15 protein-coding genes are annotated in these 20,333 nt (G+C 72.4%); 4 read left to right on the top strand and 11 right to left on the bottom strand.

Translation table 11 applies throughout. From position 1 onward, the window contains the following. Positions 1-74 precede the first annotated feature (74 nt). Positions 75-1,241: a TOMM precursor leader peptide-binding protein gene (locus ACTWJ8_RS25280; protein ID WP_443260351.1), complete on the top strand. Its 1,167-nt coding sequence runs from the start codon at positions 75-77 to the stop codon at positions 1,239-1,241. Positions 1,242-1,308: 67 nt separating this feature from the next. After that, positions 1,309-2,673 (top strand): ABC1 kinase family protein, encoded by a 1,365-nt coding sequence (locus tag ACTWJ8_RS25275; RefSeq protein WP_443260350.1) that lies wholly within the window; start codon positions 1,309-1,311, stop codon positions 2,671-2,673. A 50-nt stretch (positions 2,674-2,723) separates the two neighbouring features. Here the strand turns inward: ACTWJ8_RS25275 and ACTWJ8_RS25270 are convergent, their stop codons facing one another. The 5 genes from ACTWJ8_RS25270 to ACTWJ8_RS25250 form a co-directional block, all read right to left on the bottom strand. Next, entirely contained in the window at positions 2,724-2,927 is a 204-nt protein-coding gene (locus ACTWJ8_RS25270; RefSeq protein WP_443260349.1) for a hypothetical protein, read from the bottom strand. 135 nt (positions 2,928-3,062) lie between these two features. Then, complete coding sequence (locus ACTWJ8_RS25265; RefSeq protein WP_356374112.1) at positions 3,063-3,386, bottom strand: hypothetical protein; 324 nt, start codon at positions 3,384-3,386, stop codon at positions 3,063-3,065. Then, entirely contained in the window at positions 3,383-3,751 is a 369-nt protein-coding gene (locus ACTWJ8_RS25260; RefSeq protein ID WP_356374114.1) for a WhiB family transcriptional regulator, read from the bottom strand. Before ACTWJ8_RS25260 ends, ACTWJ8_RS25265 begins: the two co-directional genes overlap by 4 nt. A gap of 185 nt (positions 3,752-3,936) precedes the next feature. Beyond that, on the bottom strand, positions 3,937-4,260 hold the full coding sequence (locus ACTWJ8_RS25255) for a hypothetical protein (RefSeq protein WP_356374116.1): 324 nt from the start codon (positions 4,258-4,260) through the stop codon (positions 3,937-3,939). 164 nt (positions 4,261-4,424) lie between these two features. Then, on the bottom strand, positions 4,425-6,641 hold the full coding sequence (locus ACTWJ8_RS25250) for an ATP-dependent DNA helicase UvrD2 (RefSeq protein ID WP_443260348.1): 2,217 nt from the start codon (positions 6,639-6,641) through the stop codon (positions 4,425-4,427). Between the two features lie 163 nt (positions 6,642-6,804). Between ACTWJ8_RS25250 and ACTWJ8_RS25245 the strand changes: the two genes are divergently transcribed. Next, the gene (locus ACTWJ8_RS25245) at positions 6,805-7,059 is read left to right on the top strand and encodes a mycoredoxin (RefSeq protein WP_356374119.1); all 255 of its coding nucleotides are present in this window, start codon (positions 6,805-6,807) and stop codon (positions 7,057-7,059) included. Between the two features lie 90 nt (positions 7,060-7,149). Here ACTWJ8_RS25245 and ACTWJ8_RS25240 read toward each other — a convergent pair whose 3' ends face one another. The 6 genes from ACTWJ8_RS25240 to ACTWJ8_RS25215 form a co-directional block, all read right to left on the bottom strand. Continuing rightward, positions 7,150-7,326: a hypothetical protein gene (locus ACTWJ8_RS25240; RefSeq protein ID WP_356374121.1), complete on the bottom strand. Its 177-nt coding sequence runs from the start codon at positions 7,324-7,326 to the stop codon at positions 7,150-7,152. 63 nt (positions 7,327-7,389) lie between these two features. Then, positions 7,390-8,349 (bottom strand): NAD(+) diphosphatase, encoded by a 960-nt coding sequence (gene nudC / locus ACTWJ8_RS25235; RefSeq protein ID WP_356374122.1) that lies wholly within the window; start codon positions 8,347-8,349, stop codon positions 7,390-7,392. Positions 8,350-8,422: 73 nt separating this feature from the next. Beyond that, entirely contained in the window at positions 8,423-9,835 is a 1,413-nt protein-coding gene (locus tag ACTWJ8_RS25230) for a dipeptidase (RefSeq protein WP_443260347.1), read from the bottom strand. A gap of 10 nt (positions 9,836-9,845) precedes the next feature. Next, positions 9,846-13,346, bottom strand: a complete 3,501-nt coding sequence (locus ACTWJ8_RS25225) for a UvrD-helicase domain-containing protein (RefSeq protein WP_443260346.1) — start codon at positions 13,344-13,346, stop codon at positions 9,846-9,848. A 63-nt stretch (positions 13,347-13,409) separates the two neighbouring features. Next, complete coding sequence (locus ACTWJ8_RS25220; protein ID WP_443260345.1) at positions 13,410-16,691, bottom strand: ATP-dependent helicase; 3,282 nt, start codon at positions 16,689-16,691, stop codon at positions 13,410-13,412. A 278-nt stretch (positions 16,692-16,969) separates the two neighbouring features. Next, positions 16,970-17,335 (bottom strand): MGMT family protein, encoded by a 366-nt coding sequence (locus tag ACTWJ8_RS25215; RefSeq protein WP_443260344.1) that lies wholly within the window; start codon positions 17,333-17,335, stop codon positions 16,970-16,972. A 203-nt stretch (positions 17,336-17,538) separates the two neighbouring features. On the opposite strand from ACTWJ8_RS25215, the gene ACTWJ8_RS25210 reads away from it, so the two are divergent. Beyond that, positions 17,539-20,268 (top strand): lysylphosphatidylglycerol synthase domain-containing protein, encoded by a 2,730-nt coding sequence (locus ACTWJ8_RS25210; RefSeq protein WP_443260343.1) that lies wholly within the window; start codon positions 17,539-17,541, stop codon positions 20,266-20,268. The last annotated feature ends 65 nt before the right edge of the window (positions 20,269-20,333 follow it).

Raw genomic sequence — 20,333 nt, 5'->3', positions numbered from 1 at the left:
TCCGGGCATGCTGGCGGTCGATCGACGGGGACGACACCGTCGGCACGGCACGGGGGACAGTACGGGGGACAGTCATGCATCCGATCCTCAAGCCCGCCCTGCGGCGCGGCTGGCACGACCTGAACACGGTGCAGTTCGGGCTGACGCCCGCGCACGCCGTGGTGCTCGGCCCGGTCGACACGGCCACCGGCAGCTTCCTGACCCTGCTCGACGGCACCCGCGGGGTGCCGCTCCTGCGGGAAGAGGCCCAGAGAATGGGGCTTCCGGACGGGCATGTCGACGCGCTGCTCGAGCGGCTGAGCGGGGCGGGGCTCCTGGACGACGCGACGGGTGGCGGCAGGCCCGCCGCCGACCTGCGCAAACAGACGCGAGTGGTGGATCGGCTCCGCCCGGACCACGCCGCCCTGACGGTCACGACGTCCGAGCCGGCCGAGGCGATCGTGAAGCTGACCGCCCGGCGCGTGATGCGCGTCCAGGTGAGGGGCGCGGGACGGGTGGGCGCGATGATCGCCGCGATCCTCGCGGCGGCCGGTGTCGGTCACGTGGACGTGCGGGACGGCGGGTGCGTCGAGCCGTGGGACGTGGCGCCCGGCGGGCATCCGGTGGAAGCGACGGGCGAGCGCAGGGACGTGTCCGCGCGACGCGTGGTGCGGGCGATGGCGCCGACCAGGCCGCCGCGTCCCGATCGGCGCAAGGTGGGCCCGCCGCGGCTCGCGGAGCCGCACCCCGAAGAGCCGCCGCTCTCACTCGTGCTCATCGCCCCGCGGGACGGGCTCGCGGTCCACTCCCCCACTCCGGAGGCGGCCGAGGACCTGGTGGCGGCCGGCGTTCCCCATCTGTACGCGGGAGTCGTCGAAGCGACCGGAGTGGTGGGGCCGTTGGTGCTGCCTGGCGGCACGGGGTGCGCGCAGTGTCTGCTCCTCGGACGCACGGACCGCGATCCGCACTGGCCGCGGCTGCTCGCGCAGTGGAGCTCGGGGCAGGCCGGGCGTCAGGTGCAGGCCTGCGACCTGGGGCTCGCCAGCGCCGTCGCGGGGCTCGCCGCGGCGCACGCGCTGGCCTTCCTCGACGGGGAGTTGCCGTCGAGCACGGGCGCGCGCTGGGAGGCGGCCGCTCCGGGCCTCGACTGGCATGCGCGCCCGGTGTGGCCGCATCCGGAATGCCCGTGCGGTGCGGGTGAGAGAGCTAACGGGCAGGAGGTCTCTGTGGAAGCGGGGCCGCACGACACAATGGCGGGGTAGGCAATGGCTGTCGGCACCACGACACCCGGGCATGCGCGGCATGGCTGTTCGGCACTTGGAGGGGTGTATGTCTGATCTTCCCCGGAAGGCGGTTACCCGTACCGCCAAGCTGGCAGCGCTGCCCATCGGGTTCGCGGGCCGCGCGACCTGGGGCATCGGCAGACGCATCGGCGGCAAGTCCGCCGAGCTCGTCGGGCGGGAGCTTCAGCAGCGCACAGCGGATCAGCTGTTCCGCGTCCTGGGTGAACTCAAGGGCGGGGCCATGAAGTTCGGGCAGGCGCTGTCCGTCTTCGAGTCCGCGCTTCCGGAGGACGTCGCGGGTCCCTACCGCGCCGCGCTGACGAAGCTTCAGGAAGCCGCACCTCCGATGCCGACGCGCACCGTGCACGCAGTGCTCGACGAGCGGCTCGGGGAGGAATGGCGCGAGCTGTTCCGGGAGTTCGAGGACAAGCCGTCGGCCGCCGCCTCGATCGGTCAGGTGCACCGCGCGGTCTGGCACGACGGCCGGGAGGTCGCCGTGAAGGTCCAGTACCCGGGCGCGGGCGAGGCGTTGCTCTCGGATCTCGGTCAACTGAGCCGTTTCGCTCGCCTGTTGGGCCCGATGATCCCGGGCATGGACATCAAGCCGCTCATCGCGGAGCTGCGCGACCGGGTCTCCGAGGAGTTGGACTACGCGCTGGAGGCGCAGGCCCAGCGGGCGCACGCGGAGGAGTTCGCGGACGATCCCGATGTCGTGGTGCCGCAGGTGGTGCACCAGGCCGATCAGGTCCTGGTGACGGAGTGGATGGACGGCACTCCGCTCGCCGAGATCATCGACAGCGGCAGCGAGGAGGAGCGCGATCGGGCGGGGCAGCTGCTGGCCCGCTTCCTGTTCTCCGGTCCCGCGCGCACCGGCCTGCTGCACGCCGACCCTCATCCGGGCAACTTCCGGCTGCTGCCGGACGGGAAGGGCGGGTGGCGTCTCGGCGTCCTCGACTTCGGCACGGTCGACCGGCTGCCAGGCGGGCTGCCCGAACCGATCGGCACGTCCCTGCGCAGAACACTGGACGGCGAGGCGGCCGCGGTCTACGAGCTGATGTGCGAGGAGGGCTTCGTCAAGGAGTCGATCGAGCTCGAACCGGACGCGGTGCTCGACTACTTGCTGCCGATCATCGAGCCGGCCCGCGTCGAGGCCTTCACGTTCACCCGCTCGTGGATGCGGACTCAGGCGGCCCGGATAGCCGACCCCCGCTCCCCCGCCCACCAGCTGGGCAAGCAGCTCAATCTGCCGCCCTCGTATCTGCTGATCCATCGGGTGACGCTGAGCACGATCGGGGTGCTGTGTCAGCTGGGGGCCACGGTGCGACTCCGGGACGAACTGGAGGAGTGGCTCCCGGGCTTCGTCGCCGGGGAGGCGGACGAGGTGGAGGAGTGGCCGGCCGCGGAGGCGTGATCCCACACCCGGCGGTTCGGGTCGTCCTCCGTCGGGTCACGCCCGTCGGGTCACCACCAGTCGGAGTCGAGTCGTCCCTCGATGGCTCTGATGTTCTCCCGGGCGCAGGTCTCGCAGAAGTACCGCCGGACGCCGCCCTCGACGGAACACGTCCAGGTCAGCGGTAGCTCCCGGGCCGTCGTGCCGCATCGCGCGCACGCGAGGGCCTGGTGGTCGGGCTGCTGCGCGGAGTCCCCGCCAGGAAGAGACGTCACCCGGCGACGATAACGCGATGAGCGGATGAGCGCCGTGCGCCACACGCCTCGGGGGCCGGTCCGCTTCGGACCGGCCCCCGAGGGGAACTGCCGCGATGGCGCGGCGCATGTCGACGCGTCGGGTCGACGGTTCGGTTACTGCATGACGGCCATGGCGATGGCGCGCCGGGCACGCAGCGACGCGCGCTCGGCGCGGCGCTGCATCCGGCGGGCGGTGGCCAGGCGCACGGCCCGGCGCTCGCTCTCGGACGCCCGCAACTGCTCGTGCATATGCGCACGAGCCAGGGCTTCTGGGATGAGTTGCATCTGACGGGTCCTGTTCTGGCGCGAGTCGTTCGCACCGGCGGAATCGAAGTCTGTGGTCGCGGAGCCTGCGGGCTCGTACGTGGACGGCTTCATCGGGGCCTGCTTCTTGGGGTCGTGCGTCAGGGGGCGGTCGATCGTTCCGGGGGTGTTCATGCCACGACCGGGTTCTTGCGCGGGCGGCCACGCGGCCGCTTCCGGGCGACGACAACGCCCTGGACGAACAGTTCGCCACCCCAGACGCCCCAGGGCTCACGCCGCTCCTTGGCGCCGGCGAGGCAGGCCTCCATCAGCGGGCAGGTGCGGCAGAGGGACTTGGCGTACTCGACATCCGCCGGCGACTCCGCGAAGAAGACCTCCGGGTCGTAGGCACGGCAGGGGACGGGCACGTCGAGGTTCTCGATGGCGTCGTCGAGCGCGGTGAGCGCGGTGAGCGGGTTCAAGGTGGAGTCCTCCGTGGACACGGGCGGGGAAAGAGAGTCTGAAGGCGGTACGGACGGGGCGTGCGCTTCGAGTTGCACGGTGTCTTCTTCCTCGTCTGGTCGTCCGGCCGGTGGGCCGGTTGGTGGCGGTACCGGGTTCTTTTCTTGTCCCGAGGCCCCTTCGTCCTGGCTCCCGGGAAGATCGCTGGATCTTTCGGGAAAACAGAAGGGCCGCGGATCCCGGATGGGGTTCCGCGGCCCTGAAGGCGCCGGCCTGATCGTCGTCAGGCTGGATCACTCCAGGGTTTGAGCCCACGGAAGGCCCACATCGTGTGGTGGTGCGTCGTCTGCTTCCGGAATCCGGCACCGGCCGCCGCAAAGGCATAGGCCTGAGCCTGTGCCGTCGCTACTGCTTCCGGTGCCTTGGTCGGTCGCTCATTGCGCTCGCGAATGGGAAGACCCGCGAGAGACAGGCCGGACTCCGGACGCATGGCGGAGACGCCAGACAGACCGGTGCCCAGGTTCGAGAAACCGAGCAGGCAGGAAGCGACGACCGAGCGATCGGTCATTTTGACGGTGCTGATGGAGCTGGCGTTGATGCTGATCACTGGAATCGCCTCCTCTCGGCGTCTCGGGGGACCGGTGCGAACCGGTCCGACGGCATTCAAGTACAACACGGAACCAGGGCCTCCGAGAAGGCCGCTGCTTTCGTGCTTTAGAACCTATGGGGATTGTTGGGGCCTGCGCAAACTATTTTTTCGACGAGTTTGGTTCAGTCGTCCCCGGGCTCGTCGCCGTCCGGGTCGTCAATCGTCTGACCTGCGCAAATAGCCAGAACATCGGATCCGTACGTCCGAAACTTCCGGCGCCCGACCCCGGGGATGCGGGACAGCTCGGCCGCGTCCTCGGGCGCCGCCTCGGCGATGGCGATCAAGGTCTTGTCGGTGAAGACACAGAACGCCGGCTGGCCGAGGCCCGCCGCGGTGCGCCCGCGCCACTCGATCAGCCGCTCGTACAGCCCCTCGTCCATGTCCGACGGACAGTCCTCGCAGCGCATCAGCTTCATCTCGGCGGCATCGAGCGTTCGCCCGCACACCCGGCAGCGCGCCACCTTCCGCTCACCTCTCGGGCGGGTGGCGCCGCCCGCCTCCCGGGTCGCCGCACGGGTGCCGAACTCGATGCCGCCGCGTCCCGCGCTCGCCCCGCGCCCCGCGGATCCGGTCGAGCCCGGCCGCAGCCCGTCGAGGAAGCGGCTCGGTCTGCGGTTCGGCCGGCCGCCGGGCGAACGGGACAGCGCCCAGGAGAGCGCGAGGTGGCGCCGCGCGCGGGTCACCCCGACGTAGAGCAGCCGCCGCTCCTCCTCGATCTGCTCGTCGGTCTTGGCGTACGTGATCGGCATCATGCCCTCGGCGAGCCCGACCAGGAACACGGCGTCCCATTCCAGGCCCTTCGCCGCGTGCAGCGACGCGAGGGTGACGCCCTCGACGGTCGGGGCGTGCTGCGCGCTCGCCCGCGCGTCGAGTTCCGCCACGAACGCGCTCAGGGTCGCGGTGGGCTCGGCCCTGGCGAAGTCCTCGGCGAGCCGGGCGATGGCGGCGAGCGACTCCCAGCGGTCCCGCACTACGCCGGATCCGGCGGGCGGCTCCGTGGTCCAGCCGGCGCCGGACAGGACCGCTCTGACCTGGGAGGGCAGGTCGATGGCCTCGTCGAGCCCCGCGTCGTTGTCCCCGAAGCGGGCCGCCGCGCGCAGCTCGTGGTGGGCCTTGCGGACCTCGGCCCTCTCGAAGAAGCGCTCGGCGCCGCGCAGCTGGTACGGCACGCCCGCGTCGGCGAGGGCCTGCTCGTAGATCTCCGACTGTCCGTTCGTCCGGAACAGGACCGCGATCTCACCGGCCGACACCCCGGAGTCGATCAGCTCCCGGATGCGGCGGGCGGCGCCCTCGGCCTCAGCGGGCTCGTCGGCGTACTCGATGTAGGTCGGCTCGGGGCCAGCCTCGCGCTGCGAGATCAGCTCCAGGCGGTGCTCGGCCGCGCGGCCGCTCGCGCGCGTCAGGACGCCGTTGGCCAGGTGCACGACCTGGGGCGAGGAGCGGTAGTCGCGGACCAGTTTGACGACGGTGGCGCCTGGGTGGCGGGTGCGGAAGTTGAGCAGGTGGTCGGGGGTGGCCCCGGTGAAGGAGTAGATCGTCTGGCTGGCGTCGCCGACGACGCAGAGGCTGTCGCGCTCGCCGAGCCACAGGTCGAGCAGGCGCTGCTGGAGGGGGCTGACGTCCTGGTACTCGTCGACCACGAAGTGCTGGTACTGGGCGCGGACCTGCTCGGCGATGTCCTGCCGGTCCTGGAGGATGCCGACGGTGAGCAGCAGCACGTCCTCGAAGTCGATGACCGAGCGGTCCCGCTTCAGGGTCTCGTACGCGGAGTAGATCTGAGCGATCTCCGCGGGGTGCCTGGGGGCTTCCCTGCCCGCCTTGTGCACGGCCGCCGCGTAGTCGCCGGGGACGGTCTGGGTGACCTTGGACCACTCGATCTCGGCGGTCACGTCGCGCAGCTCGCCGCGGTCCAGCCGCAACCGGGAGGCGGCCGCGGCGTCGGCGACGAGCTGGATCTTGCGGTCGACCAGCCGCGGCAGTTCGCCGCCGACGGCCTTGGGCCAGAAGAACTGGAGCTGGCGCAGGGCGGCGGAGTGGAAGGTGCGGGCCTGTACGCCCACGGCGCCGAGCTGCCTGAGGCGGCCGCGCATCTCTCCGGCTGCGCGGTTGGTGAAGGTGACGGCGAGGACCGTGTTCGGCTGGAGGATCCCGGCACGGACGCCGTAGGCGATGCGATGCGTGATCGCTCGCGTCTTGCCCGTGCCGGCGCCCGCGAGCACACACACCGGACCGTGCAGGGCCGTCGCCACGGCGCGCTGCTCGGGGTCGAGTCCCTCGAGCACCGCGTCGGCGGATTCCGGAACCTGCGGGAACAGGGTGGAGTGCGTTGCTGCTGTCACCCCGCCATGCTGCCAGGTCCGCGGGGACGGATGCGTCGCGTTGTCCACAGGTGCCGCCCGTTAGTCGTACTAACGCGTTCGACGTGCGGGAATGGCCGCCGGGTCGCGTACGTTCGACTACTTGCGAACACGCACCCCCAGCCACCCGAAGGAGCGCGAGGACATGCCGGGCACTGTGACGATGTACAGCACCACGTGGTGCGGCTACTGCCAGCGGCTGAAGAAGCAGATGGACCGTGAGGGCATCGGTTACACCGAGATCAACATCGAGCACGACCCGGAGTCCGCGGCCTTCGTCGAGAAGGCGAACGGCGGGAACCAGACGGTTCCGACCCTTCTCGTGGTGTCCGACAGCGGCGCCGAGTCGGTCATGACGAACCCGTCGCTGGCCCAGGTCAAGCAGGCCATGGCGGCCTGACCCACCGCGTCTCGAGCGAACGCCCCCGACCTGTCACGGGTACGGGGGCTTTCCGCTGCCCGCGGCCGCCGGAGCTGCCGCGACCGCCGGTCAGAAGATCAGCAGCACGACCAGCACGGCGAGGACGACCAGCATGACGATCAGCGCCAGCAGGTTCGCCGCGCGGTTGCCGGTGATGTCCTGATGGCCCCGGCGCCTGAGCGCCCACTGCCGCCGCCGGGCGGCCGCTTCCTCTTCCCGCCTGCGGCGTTCCGCGGAGCCGGTCATGACCTCACCCCTTTCAGGGCTGCTGGGCCGGCCTTCCACGCGGTCGGCCGGCCGGCAGATCGCTCAGAGGGCGTCGCTGGGCTTCGGCAGGGGCTTGCCGTACCAGAGCTCGATCAGGCGGGCCGCGATCGAGATCCCGTAGGGCGGCATGACCTCGCCGGACTCGAAGGCGCTGTGCAGGTCCTCGCGGGAGAACCAGCGGGCCTCGTGGATCTCGTCACCGTCGACGTTGATCTCGAAGGACGTGGCGTGCGCCATGAAGCCGAGCATCAGGCTGGACGGGAACGGCCAGGGCTGGCTGGCGACGTACTCGACGTCGCCGACGACGACGCCCGCCTCCTCGAAGACCTCGCGCCGCACCGACTGCTCGATCGACTCACCGGGCTCGACGAAACCGGCGAGCGTCGAGAAGCGGCCCTCGGGCCAGTGCACCTGGCGGCCGAGCAGGATGCGGTCCTGCTCGTCCGTGACCGCCATGATGACGGCCGGGTCGGTGCGCGGGTAGTGCTCGGCCCCGCAGGCCGGGCAGCGGCGGATGTGGCCCGCGGCGGCGATGACGGTGCGTTCGCCGCAGCGGGAGCAGAAACGGTGCAGGCGCTGCCAGTTCTCCAGGGCGACGGCGTGCACCATGAGGCCGGCGTCCCGCTCCGAGAGGAGCATCCCCGCCTCGCGAAGCCCGGCCGGGCGCGCGGACTGGTCCATGCGGCCGGGCAGCGTGTCCTTCTGGAGCGCGAAGTAGCTGACGCCGTCCTCGTCGGTGCCCAGGAAGTAGCGGTGGGCCTCGGTGAGGGGCGCCTCGAAGGCCGGGGTCATGACCAGTTCCGTCCGGCCGTCCGGCGTCTCGTCGATCAGAGCCTGACCACCGGAGACGACGAAGACGCGGGTCGTGGGGTGGCTCCACGCGGCGGCGAGCCAGGCCTCGTCGAGGCGGTGGTGCGCGGCGCGGTCGATTCCGCTCGGCGCGGCCAGCGAGAGCGGTCGCCCGGCGGCGAGGTCGGCGGTTCGGTCGGTCCAGGTGGTCACGGGTGCTTCCAACTCCCCCGGTGGAATGGGTGGTTCGGCAGGCGGTTCGGCGAGGTGGGTGCGCGTTCCTCAATCAGTGTGCATCTGCCCAGCTCTCCGCGAGATCGCCCCACAGGTAGGCGGTTGTTTCCACACCCTTCATAAGAAGGTCGAGTTCGACCTTCTCGTTGGGGGCGTGCCAGCCGTCGGACGGCACGGAGATGCCCAGGAAGAGCACCGGGGCGCCGAGCACGTCCTGGAGGTCGGCCGCGGGCCCCGAACCGCCTTCGCGCGTGAAGCGGATCTTCTGTTCGAAGGCCTGCCCCATGGCGCGGGCGACGGACTTCAGGGCCGGGTGGTCGAGCGGCGTGAGGCAGGGGCGGGTGGCGGCCCCGAAGGTGATCGTGTGCCGGATCCCTTCCGGGAGCTGCTCGGCGACCCAGGCGGTCACGGTCTTCTCGATGTGGTCCGGGTCCTGCCCCGCGACCAGGCGGAAGGAGAGCTTGAGCATCGCGGAGGACGGCACGATCGTCTTGCCGCCGGGGCCCTGGTAGCCGCCGCCGATGCCGTTGACCTCGGCGGTGGGGCGGGCCCAGATGCGCTCCAGGGTGGTGTGCCCGGCCTCGCCGTAGGTGGCGCGGGACTTCGCGGTGCGCAGCCACTGCTCCTCGTCGAACGGCAGCTCCGCGAAGAGTTCGCGCTCCCGGTCGGTGAGCTCCACGATGCCGTCGTAGAAGCCGGGGACGGCCACGCGCGCGTGCTCGTCGTGCAGCGCGGCCACGAGGCGGGCGGCGGCGGTCGCCGGGTTGGGTACGGCGCCGCCGAAGGAGCCGGAGTGGATGTCCTGGTCGGGCCCGTACAGCTCGATCTCGCAGTCGGCGAGGCCGCGCATGCCGGTGCACACCGTGGGGGTGTCCTCGGACCACATGCCGGTGTCGGAGACGATCACGGCGTCGGCGGAGAGCCGCTCCTTGCGCTCCTCCACGAGGGCGCGGAAGTGGGGGGAGCCCGACTCCTCCTCACCCTCGATGAGGAACTTGAGGTTGACGGCGGGAGCGGTACGGCCGGTCGCGGCCAGGTGGGCGCGCACGCCGAGTGTGTGGAAGAACACCTGCCCCTTGTCGTCCGCCGCCCCGCGCGCGTGGAGGCGCTTTCCGACGACGACCGGCTCGAAGGGGTCGGTGTCCCAGCCGTCCTCGCGGGCGGCGGGCTGCACGTCGTGGTGCCCGTAGACGAGGACCGTGGGGGCCTCGGGGTCGCCCGAGGGCCATTCGGCGAACACGGCGGGGGCGCCGGGCGTCTCCCAGACCTCCGTGGTCGGGAAGCCGGTCTCGGCGAGTTTCGCGGCCAGCCAGTCGGCGCTGCGGCGCACGTCCGGTGCGTGGGCGGGCTGGGCGGACACGGACGGGATCCGCAGCCACGCGGCGAGGTCCTCGAGGAACGCCTCGCGGTGGTTCTCGACGTACGCACGGACGGTGCTGACGGCGTTGTCAACGGGCTTGCTCATGGTCACGAGCCTATCCGCCCGCCCGTACGTGCTCGTCCGGCGGTTCCTCCATGGACTCCGCAGCCTCCTGCGGATCGCCCAGGAGGAGCCTCTCCAGCTCCTCCCTGCCGGGCAGCCGACGCGGCCGGACGGTCTCCGCGGTGCGCACGTAGAGGAAGGCGGCGCGCACCGACTCCAGGGGCACGCCCTGCTGCTCGGCCCAGGCCAGCCGGTAGACGGCCAGCTGGAGAGGGTCGGCGGACTTCCGGTGGGCGGTCTTCCAGTCCACGATCTCGTACGTCGCGTCGTCGCCCTCGCCCTCCTTGTAGACGGCGTCGATGCGGCCGCGGATGACGCGGCCCGCGATGGCGAGCTGGAACGAGGTCTCGACCTTGTAGGGCGTGCGGTGGGCGTACGGGGAGCGCTCGAAGGCCTCCTTGAGCTCTTCCAGGTCCCGCTCGTCGGCGATCTCGGCGTCGCTTCCCGGCAGCTCATCGGGGTCGAGCATGGGCAGCCGCAGCTCTTCGAAGCGGGTCTGGACCCACGCGTGGAACCGGGTGCCCCTGCGGGCAGCGGGCTGGGGCGGCTGCGGCATGGGGCGGGCCAGTTCCTGGGCGAAGCCGTCGGGGTCGGCGGCCATCCGTAGCAGCTGGGACGCGGTCAGGGTGTGCGGAACGGGGACGTCGCGCACGGCCGCGCGGGCGCGCAGCAGCTCTCCGGAGAGGGCCTCGAGGTCGCGGTCCCAGGAGTCGATGGTGCGCGCCTCCTCCGGGGTGAGCTCGGCCTCGGGCGCGGGCGACGGGTGCGGCACGGCGGGGACCGGCGGCTCGGGCTCGACCACGCGCGCGGGGGCGGCCTGGATCGCGTCGTCCCCGTAGGGGTCCTCGTCGGGGACGTAGTCGTCCTCGTACGGGTCGTAGGGCGGCTCGTCGTCCTCCGGGGGCGGCGGCCAGTCGGGGTCCTCGAAGGGCGGCTCGTCGAGGGCCGCGGGGTGCGTCTCCGTGTGGCCGTACGCGGCCTCGGGGCCCGCGACGCGCTCGAGGTGGGCGAGGACCGTGTGGGCGGCGGCGCGGCGGCGGGCGCGTGCCTCCTCGTCGAGCGGCAGCGGCCAGGCGTGCTCGACGGCCTCCTCCTGGAGGGCCGGGTTCTCCTCGTCCTCCGCGGGCTCGTCCGCCCAGGCCTCGATCTCTCCGTGTCCGGCGGCGCAGTGCTCGTACAGCGCCTGGAGGAAGTCGGAGGGGCCGCGCGGACGCTTCTGGGACGGGCCCCACCAGTGGCCGGAGCCGAGCAACAGGGAGCGCGGGCGGGTGAACGTGACGTAGCCGAGGCGGAGTTCCTCGGTGTGCTGGTGGTCCTTCATGTCGGCGTGGAAGGCCTTCATGCCCTTGGAGTCCCACGTCTCGATGTCGGGCAGCGTGGCGCCGTCGCCGCGCAGTTCGTGCGGCAGGACCTTGGCCTGCGCCGTCCACTTCTCGCGGCCCTGGGTGCTCGGGAACGTGCCCTTCACGAGGCCGGGCACGGCGACGACGTCCCATTCGAGGCCCTTGGACTTGTGGGCGGTGAGCACCTTGACGGTGTTCTCGCCGCCTGGCAGCGCGTTGTCGAGGCCCTTCTCGTACTGGGCTGCGGTGCGCAGGAAGCCGAGGAAGGCGAGCAGCGTCGCTGAGCCGTCGTTGGCCGCGAAGGAGGCCGCGATGTCGAGGAAGTTGGACAGGGTCTCGCGCCGGCGGGCGGCCAGCGCGTGCGGGGACGCGGCGAGTTCGACCTCCAGGCCGGTGACCGCGAGGACGCGGTGCAGCACGTCCATGAGCGGGTCGGACAACGAGCGGCGCAGCTCGCGCAGTTCGGTGGCGAGCCGGGCGAAGCGCACGCGCGCGTCCGGCGAGAACGGCAGCCCGTCGTCGTCCCCTTCGGCCTCGGTGGAGGTCTCCAGGAACGTGTCGAGCGCGTCCGCGAGCGATATCACTTCGGAGGGGTCGACCCCCTCGACGGCCTCGGCGAGACGCCGGTCCGGGTCGTCGTCCTCTCCCCCGCGCGCGTGGGAGACCAAGAAGCGCGCCCTGCGGCCGAGGAGGGCGAGGTCGCGCGGGCCGATGCGCCAGCGCGGCCCGGTCAGCAGGCGTACGAGCGCGGCGTTGGCCCCCGGGTCCTGGAGCACCTCGCACATGGCGACCAGGTCGGCGACCTCCGGAAGGTGCAGCAGACCGGAGAGGCCGACGACCTCGACGGGGATGTCGCGCGCGACCAGGGCGCCCTGGATCTCGGCGAAGTCGGTCGCGGTGCGGCACAGCACGGCGATCTCGCCGGGGGGCGTGCCCGTGGCGACGAGGTGGCCGATGGAGTCGGCGAGCCAGTCGATCTCCTCACTGTGCGTCCGCAGGAGGGCACAGCGGACGCTGCCGTCCGCCTCGGCCCCCGGGGCGGGGCGCAGGGCCTCCACGCCCGCGTGCATCGCCCTCAGCGGCTCGGCGAGGCCGTTGGCGAGGTCGAGCAGGCGGCCGCCGCTGCGCCGGTTCTCGCTGAGCGCGAAGCGGGTGGCGGGGCGCCCGTCCTCGTAAGCGAAGTGGCGCGGGAAGTCGTCGAGGTTGGCCACGGAGGCGCCGCGCCAGCCGTAGATCGCCTGGCAGGGGTCGCCGACCGCGGTCACGGCATGGCCCGTTCCCCCTCCGAAGAGGCCCGCGAGGAGGATCCGCTGGGCCACGGAGGTGTCCTGGTACTCGTCGAGCAGCACCACGCGGAACTCGTCGCGCAGGATCTCGCCGACCTCGGGGCGGGTGTCGGCCAGCGTCGCCGAGAGGGCGATCTGGTCGCCGAAGTCGAGGAGGTCACGGGTCCGCTTGGCCTGCCGGTAGTGGCTCACCAGCTCGGCCAGCTCCAGGCGCGCGGCGGCGGCCTCGGGCACCTTGCGCAGGTCCGCGTTGCTGAGCTTGACGCCTTCGAGGGTGCGCAGCAGCTCCTGGTCGTACGCGCGCAGCCTGCCCGGCTGTACGAGGTGCTCCGCCAGCTCGCCGTCGAGGGTGAGCAGGTCGCTGACGAGGTCGGCGAAGGAGCGGGTGAGGGCGGGGTACGGCCCCGGCGCCTCGCGCAGCACGCGCGCGGCGAGCTGGAAGCGGGTGGCGTCGGCGAGCAGCCTGGTCGTGGGCTCGAGCCCGATGCGCAGGCCGTGGTCGGTCAGCAGTCGGCCCGCGAAGGCGTGGTACGTGGAGATCACGGGCTCGCCCGGCGGGTTGTCCGGGTCGATGGTGTCGGGGTCGGTGACGCCCGCCTTGATCAGCGCCTTGCGGACGCGCTCGGCCAGCTCGCCGGCCGCCTTGTTGGTGAACGTGAGGCCCAGGACCTGCTCGGGCGCGACCTGCCCGGTGCCGACGAGCCAGACGACGCGCGCGGCCATCACCGTGGTCTTCCCGGAACCCGCTCCGGCCACGATCACCTGCGGGGCGGGCGGCGCGGTGATGCAGGCCGTCTGCTCCGGGGTGAACGGGATGCCGAGCAGCTCCTTGAGCTGCTCGGGGTCGGTGAGGCGCGTGGTCACCTCATCGAGGCTAACGGGCACCACTGACAGCGCCGTCCCGTTCCGCCCCCGTCGAGGCACACGTCACTCGATGACGTGTTTGCCCTCCGGGCGCGCGCTGCACGAGGCACGGAACGCGCAGTGCGTGCAGTGCTGTCCCGCGGTCGGCACGAAGCGTTCGTCGAGGACCTTGCCGGCCGCGGTGGCGAGCAGATCGCCGATCCACTCCCCTTCGAGCGGCTCCTGTGCCTGCACCTTCGGCAGGGTCTCGCCGCCGTCCTTCTTGGCGGCGCCCTGCCGCAGCTGCACCAGTTCGGCTCCGCCGGGGTGGGGGCGTACGCCGTCGAAGGCATCGTCGACCGCGCCCTCGTGCACGGCGAGCTGGTAGACGGCGAGCTGGGGGTGGCGGGCGACGTCGGCGGCGCTCGGCGCCTGCTTGCCTGTCTTGAAGTCGACGACGTAGGCGCGCCCGTCGGTGTCGCGCTCCACGCGGTCCATGGAGCCGCGAATGCGTACTTCGTAGGAGCCCGCTTCGAGGGTCACGTCGAAGTCGTGCTCGCTGGCGACGGCGGTGCGGCCCGCGCGGTCCATGACGTGCCACTGGAGGAAGCGTTCGAGCGCGGCGCGGGCGTTGTCCTTCTCCTGGGCGGACTTCCAGGGCGCGTCGAAGGCGAGGGAGTCCCACACGGAGTCCAGGCGCTCCATGAGGACGTCGAGGTCGGCGGGGGTGCGACCGGAGGCCACCTCGTCGGCGAGGACGTGCACGACGTTTCCGAAGCCCTGGGCCGCGGTGGCGGGGGCGTCGGCCTTGACCTCGCGGCCGAGGAACCACTGGAGGGCGCAGGTGTTGGCGAGTTGGTCGAGGGCGCTTCCGGAGAGGACGACCGGCTTGTCGCGGTCGCGCAGCGGCACCTTGCTCTCGGTCGGCTCGTACATGCCCCACCAGCGGTACGGGTGCGCGGCGGGTACGAGGGGCCTGCCGTCGTCGTCGCTGAGCGCCGCGAGGCGTGCGAGGCGGCGTGCGGCGGCCTCCCGCAGCCCTTCGGAGACGCGCGGGTCGACCGTCGTGGCGCGCAGTTCGGCGACGAGCGCGGCGACCGCGAGGGGGCGGCGCGGGCGTCCGGTGACGTCCTTGGGCTCGACGCCCAGCTCGGTCAGGAACCGGGACGGCTGGTCCCCGTCGTCCGCGGGCGCCTTCACCGCGGTGACGACGAGCCGCTCCTTCGCGCGCGTGGCGGCGACGTAGAAGAGGCGACGTTCTTCGGCGAGCAGGGCCCCTGGGGTGAGCGGGTCGGCGAGGCCGTCGTGTCCGATCCGGTCGGCCTCCAGGAGGGAGCCGCGGCGCCGCAGGTCGGGCCAGAGCCCTTCCTGGACGCCCGCGACGACGACGAGCCGCCACTCCAGGCCCTTGGAGCGGTGCGCGGTCATCAGACGGACGGCGTCGGGGCGGACGGCGCGTCCGGCGAGGGTGTCGGCCGCGATGTCCTGGGCCTCCAGCTCCTCCAGGAAGTTGCGGGCGCCACGGCCGCCGGTGCGCTCCTCCGCGCGCGAGGCGACGGCGAACAGGGCGCACACGGCGTCGAGGTCGCGGTCCGCGTTGCGCCCGGCCGCGCCGCCTCGGCGGGCGGCGCGCTCCAGGCGGTTCGGCCAGGGGGTGCCGTTCCACAGCTCCCAGAGGGCTTCCTCGGCGGTCCCTCCGGCGGCGAGTTTCTGGCGGGCCGCGGCGAGGAGCGCGCCGAGCCGTTGCGCGCCGCGGGCGTACGCCGGGTCGTGCAGGGCCAGTCGTTCCGGTTCGGCGAGGGCGCGCGCGAGCAGCTCGTCGGAGGGCGGCGGCAGCGCGTTCCCGGCCGCGCGCTCCTCCTCGCGCAGGGCGCGCCCCAGTCGGCGCAGGTCGGCGGTGTCCATGCCGGCGAGCGGGGAGGCCAGGAGTTCGAGGGCCGTCTCGGTGTCGAGCCAGCACTCGCCCTCAGGGGCGTTGCCCCCGGCCACCGCCTTCAGGGCCGTCAGCAGTGGTGTGACCGCCGGTTCGTGGCGCAGCGCCAGATCGTCGCCGTCGATGTCGAGGGGGACGCCGGCCGCCGTGAGGGCACGTCGCACGCCCGGGATGCCGTGCGCTCCGGCGCGCACCAGGACGGCCATCTCGCTCCACGGGACGCCGTCCTCCAGGTGGGCACGGCGCAGGATGTCCGCGATGTTGTCCAGCTCCGTGCCGGGCGTCGGGTACGTGTAGACCTCGGTCCTGCCGCCGTCGCGCACGGCCGTCAGCTCGCGGTGCGCCCGCACCTTCTGCGCGGGCAGCCGGGTCAGCGGCATCCGTTGGGTGATGCGGCGCGTCGCCTCCAGGAGGTGGGTTCCGGAACGCCGGGACGTCGTGAGCACCTCGACCGGGGCGGGGGCGCCGTCCGCCTGCGGGAAGTCACCGGGGAACTCCAGGATGCCGTTCACGTCCGCGCCACGGAACGCGTAGATCGCCTGGTCGGGGTCCCCGAAGGCGACCAGGGTGCGCCCGCCGCCCGCGAGCGCGTGCAGCAGCCGCACCTGGGCGGGGTCGGTGTCCTGGTACTCGTCCACGAAGACGGCGTCGTACTGCGCGGCGAGCCGCTCGGCGACCTCGGTGCGGCGTGCGAGGAGCACGGCGCGGTGCACCAGCTCCGCGTAGTCGAGCACGCCCTGGGCGTCGAGCACGTCCAGGTACTCCGCCAGGAAGGTGGCGGCGGCCCGCCAGTCCGGGCGGCCGATGCGGCGCGCGAAGGCGTCCAGGGCGGCGGGCCCGAGGCCCAGCTCACGGCTCCGGGCGAGGACTGCGCGCACCTCGTCGGCGAAGCCCCTCGTGGTGAGGCACGCGCGCAGTTCGTCGGGCCAGCGCACGTGCGCGAGCCCGGCCGCCTCCAGGTCGATCTGCCCGGCGAGCAGCTCGCGCACGGCGACGTCCTGCTCGGGTCCCGACAGCAGCCGCAGGGGCTCCACGAAGAGCTCCGCGTCCTGGTGGGCGCGGACCAGGGCGTAGCAGAACGAGTGGAACGTCGTCGCCTGTGGCGCGTGCGCGGCCCCGATGCGCCGCGCCATGCGGTCGCGCAGCTCGACCGCGGCCTTCCGGCTGAAGGTGAGCACCAGGATGCGCTCGGGAGCCGTCCCCCTGGCCACGCGCGCGGCGACGGCCTCCACGAGTGTCGTGGACTTGCCCGTCCCCGGCCCCGCCAGGACGAGGAGGGGCCCGTGGCCGTGGTCAACCACCCCACGCTGATGTGCGTCCAGACGAGGGGGGTCCACCGCGACCGGCGGGGTACGCACCAGTCGGTACGCACCGGGGAGCCCCTGTCGAACCTGGTGCTGCGACAGGTGCCGGGTGGACGAGGAGGAGCTCACGTGGATCGCTGGTCCTGGTGGGTGTGCTGGTGGTCGAAGGGCCGGCCGCGCGAAGCGGTGGCCCCGGGGTGAAGGAGGTGTCTGCCATCGACGGTGCCGTCGACGCTACGCCGTCGAGTGTGGCGGAAGCCGGGCTTCCGGTGCCTCTCCCGCGTTCCTCCGGGCGCGGATGTGCCCGGTCTCACCAACGGCCACGGGGGCGGCGAAGTGCCCCGCATGCCCCGTTTCCCCCATACGGGCCATCGGCACCCCGCCCGCGCGCGGGATGGCCGAAGCTGTCACTTGTGAGCTTCCGTACCCGCCTGCCCGTCCCACCGCGCGCGCTTCATGTCGAGGCGCGGCAGGTGGCCGTCGGCGGCGCGGGAGGCCTCGCGCAGGGGCGTGCCCTCCTCCCTGTAGTGGTCGAGCGCGCGCAGTTCGCTCCCGGGCAGCAGCTGCCCGTCCGCGCGCACCACGCGCCACCACGGAACCGCGCCTCCGTAGAGGGCCATCACCCGGCCGACCTGGCGCGGGCCACCCTCCTCCAGCCACTCGGCCACGTCGCCGTACGTCATGACCCGCCCGCGCGGGATGCCCTCCGCGACGTCGAGGACCCGCTCCGCGTACTCGGGAAGCTCTCCCGCCGGTTCGCTCTCCTTGCTCATCCGGCCCATCCTGCCGCACGGCACCGACAGCATGGAGGGACGTACAAGAGGCATCTTGGACGGACGCACAAGAAGACGCTTGCCGAGGACTCCGTCCTCCGCGAATGCACCCTGATGCCCCCCTATGACGGTGCGGCATGCCACCATCGTGCGGGCGGTGACTGGTGATACGAGATCAAGAAGAGACGACGGAGCAGCAGAGCGTGCACCCCGACAAGGCGGAGGGCACCTCTGTGGCACCGGCGCGCCCTGAGGACGCGGCCGAACAGGCCGACGAAGCGAAGCACGAGCAGCCGCTGCACGACCCCGACTGCGCCGAGGACGACGCGCACGCGGAGCAGGTCGACGGTGACGAACCGCTGCTCCCCGCGCGCGTGCACCGTCCTTCCGACCTCATGCGCCTCCTCGTCGGCCTGCTGGCCGTCGTCGTCATCCTGGCCATCGCGGCGTTCGCGCACGGCACGACGTCGGGCTTCGCCCAGGACATCGACAAGGGCACCGGACAGGCGCCCGACCTGCTGACCAAGTTCGCGGGTCTCGCGTCGAGCATCGCCATCCTCCTCGTGCCGGTCGCGTTCGCCATCGAGCGGCTCATCAAGCGCGACGGGCTGCGGATCGCGGACGGCGTGCTCGCCGCGGTCCTCGCGCACGGCGTGACGCTGGCGACCGACCTCTGGGTCGCCAGGGCGGCGCCGCAGTCCATCCAGGACGCGCTCACCACGGTGTCGCCCGGCGACATCCACGCGCTGACCGACCCGGTGCACGGCTATCTCGCGCCCGTCATCGCCTACATGACGGCGGTCGGCATGTCGCGGCGCCCCAGATGGCGCGTCGTGCTCTGGGTGGTGCTGCTGCTCGACGCGTTCGCGATGCTGGTCACCGGCTATACGACACCGTTCTCGATCATCCTCACGATCCTCATCGGCTGGACCGTCGCCTACGGAACGCTGTACGCCGTCGGCTCCCCGAACGTGCGCCCCACGGGGCAGACGCTTCTGGCGGGCCTGCGGCACGTCGGCTTCCACCCGGTCAGCGCCTCCCGTGAAGAGGCCCAGGAGGGCACTACGGAGAACGGCGACCGGGGGCGCCGCTACTTCGTCACCCTGGAGGACGGCCCGCCGCTCGACGTCACCGTGGTGGACCGGGAGCAGCAGGCGCAGGGCTTCTTCTACCGCGTATGGCGGCGCCTGACGCTGCGCGGCATCACGCAGCGCCGCAGCCTCCAGTCGCTGCGCCAGGCCCTGGAGCAGGAGGCGCTGCTCGCCTATGCGGCGATCGCCGCCGGGGCGAACGCGCCGAAGCTGATCGCGACGTCCGAGCTCGGCCCCGACGCCGTGATGCTCGTCTACGAGCACGTGGGCGGCCGGTCCCTCGACGCGATGCCGGACGAGGAGATCACCGACGAGCTGATGCGGGACACCTGGAACCAGGTGAAGGCCCTCCAGTCGCGGCGGATCGCGCACCGCAGGCTGGCCGGTGACGCGATTCTGGTGGATCGTTCCGGCACCGTGGTTCTCACGGATCTGCGCGGCGGCGAGATCGCCGCGGGCGACCTCGTGCTGCGCATGGACATCGCCCAACTGGTGACGACGCTCGGCCTCCGGGCGGGCGCCGAACGCGCGGTCGCCTCCGCCGTGGAGGTGCTCGGCCCCGACACCATCGCCGACTGTCTGCCGCTGCTCCAGCCGATCGCGCTCACCCGCTCCACCAGGGCGACGCTGCGCAAGCTCGGGCGGGAGCGGGCCCAGCGCGAGCGCGAGGCCGTCCTGGAGGCGTCCAGCAAGGCCAAGCAGGCCCGTATCGAGGAGGCCGCGGCCACCGACGCCGGGAAGGTCTCCGTACGCGCCGAGAAGAAGTCCGAGAAAGCCGAGCGGCAGGCCGAGAAGCGGGCCCTCGACGACGCCCTGGAAGAGGCCCGCGAGGAAGATCTGCTGACCCAGATCCGCCACCAGGTGCTGCGCATCCGGCCCCAGGCACCCGTCGAACCGGCCCGCCTGGAGCGCATCAGGCCGCGCACGCTGATCAGCTTCATCGCCGGCGCGATCGGCGCGTACTTCCTGCTGTCCCAGCTCACCCACATCGACTTCGGCTCGATCGTGGGCGAGGCCGAGTGGGGCTGGGTCGGCCTCGCGGTGCTGTTCTCCGCGCTCAGCTACGTGGCCGCCGCGATGAGCCTCCTCGGCTTCGTCCCGGAGCGGGTCCCCTTCATGCGGACCGTCGCGGCCCAGGTCGCCGGATCCTTCGTGAAGATCGTGGCCCCGGCAGCGGTCGGCGGCGTCGCCCTGAACACCCGCTTCCTGCAGCGCGCGGGCGTGCGTCCCGGGCTCGCGGTCGCCAGTGTCGGCGCCTCGCAGCTGTTCGGCATGGGCAGCCACATCCTGCTTCTGCTGACCTTCGGTTACCTGACGGGAACGGAGAAGACGCCTTCCCTGTCGCCGTCCCGGACGGTCATCGCGGGCCTGCTGACGGTCGCTGTGCTCGTCCTCGTAGTGACGTCGATCCCGTTCCTGCGGAAATTCGTCGTCACGCGCGTGCGCTCGCTTTTCGCCGGCGTCGTGCCGCGCATGCTCGACGTGCTCCAGCGGCCCCGGAAGCTGCTCACCGGCATCGGCGGCATGCTGCTCCTGACCGCCTGCTTCGTGATGTGCCTCGACGCCTCGATCCGTGCCTTCGGTGACGAGACCCACACCACGATCAGCCTGGCCAGCGTCGCGGTGGTCTTCCTCGCGGGCAACGCGCTCGGTTCCGCGGCCCCGACGCCCGGCGGCGTGGGCGCCGTCGAGGCGACCCTGACGGTGGGTCTCATCGCCGTCGGCCTGCCCAAGGAGGTGGCCGCGCCCGCGGTCCTCCTGTACCGCCTCCTCACCCTGTGGCTGCCCGTCCTCCCCGGCTGGCTGTTCTTCAACCACCTGACAAGGAAGGGCTCCCTCTAGGCGGCCGGGTCCTCCCCGGAGGACCTCACTCGCACAGACCGCAGCCCGAGCGGCCCGCACTCCCC

Source organism: Streptomyces sp. SDT5-1, assembly GCF_052245995.1.
In the GTDB taxonomy this organism is placed as follows: Bacteria; Actinomycetota; Actinomycetes; order Streptomycetales; family Streptomycetaceae; genus Streptomyces.
The sequence above is the reverse complement of the archived record's forward strand: the minus strand, read 5'-3'. Positions and strand labels throughout refer to the sequence as shown.

Bases quoted from the DNA above. Each gene is read 5' to 3' on its own strand.
- ACTWJ8_RS25280 (WP_443260351.1), top strand. From the start codon at position 75: ATGCATCCGATCCTCAAGCCCGCCCTGCGGCGCGGCTGGCACGACCTG.
- ACTWJ8_RS25275 (WP_443260350.1), top strand. From the start codon at position 1,309: ATGTCTGATCTTCCCCGGAAGGCGGTTACCCGTACCGCCAAGCTGGCA.
- ACTWJ8_RS25265 (WP_356374112.1), bottom strand. From the start codon at position 3,386: ATGAACACCCCCGGAACGATCGACCGCCCCCTGACGCACGACCCCAAG.
- ACTWJ8_RS25245 (WP_356374119.1), top strand. From the start codon at position 6,805: ATGCCGGGCACTGTGACGATGTACAGCACCACGTGGTGCGGCTACTGC.
- ACTWJ8_RS25240 (WP_356374121.1), bottom strand. From the start codon at position 7,326: ATGACCGGCTCCGCGGAACGCCGCAGGCGGGAAGAGGAAGCGGCCGCC.
- ACTWJ8_RS25215 (WP_443260344.1), bottom strand. From the start codon at position 17,335: ATGAGCAAGGAGAGCGAACCGGCGGGAGAGCTTCCCGAGTACGCGGAG.
- ACTWJ8_RS25230 (WP_443260347.1), bottom strand. From the start codon at position 9,835: ATGAGCAAGCCCGTTGACAACGCCGTCAGCACCGTCCGTGCGTACGTC.